General features: G+C 57.7%; 1 pseudogene. It reads left to right on the top strand.

Annotated elements, in window-relative coordinates:
• Positions 1 to 210 (top strand): annotated as a pseudogene (locus tag VSR34_RS38545) (IS110 family transposase); the annotation flags it as partial.
• Positions 211 to 456 lie beyond the last annotated feature (246 nt).

Raw genomic sequence — 456 nt, 5'->3', positions numbered from 1 at the left:
ACGTATCTCCGAACACTGCTGATCCATGGCGCGCGCGCCGTGTTGAGTCACGCCAAGGATGCGGGCACCTGGATTGAGGAGATGCGCAGGCGTCGCCCAGCGAATGTCGTGATCGTCGCGCTCGCCAACAAGATGGCACGGATGATCTGGGCGGTTCTGGCGCATGACCGTCCATACCAGAGGGATTACGTGAGCAGGAAGCCGGCATAGGCGGTAATCGATTCGCGAACAACTAACTTGCAATCAGATTGATACGTCCAAAGGTTGCGCAGGCGCCGTATGTGATGACACACCAGGTCGGACCATGATCCACGAAACCTGAAGGCTCATACGAGCTTCGAGCTCGCACGGAGAATGAGGCATGGGTCAGCGGATTTCATAGTGGGCCGCAGCGGATCAGGCTGCAACAAGCCCGGATATAGAGCCGCGATCAACCTGTTTCCCAGAACACACGAG

Source organism: Paraburkholderia sp. JHI2823, from assembly GCF_038900695.1.
Classification (GTDB): domain Bacteria; phylum Pseudomonadota; class Gammaproteobacteria; order Burkholderiales; family Burkholderiaceae; genus Paraburkholderia; species Paraburkholderia mimosarum.
The sequence above is the reverse complement of the archived record's forward strand: the minus strand, read 5'-3'. Positions and strand labels throughout refer to the sequence as shown.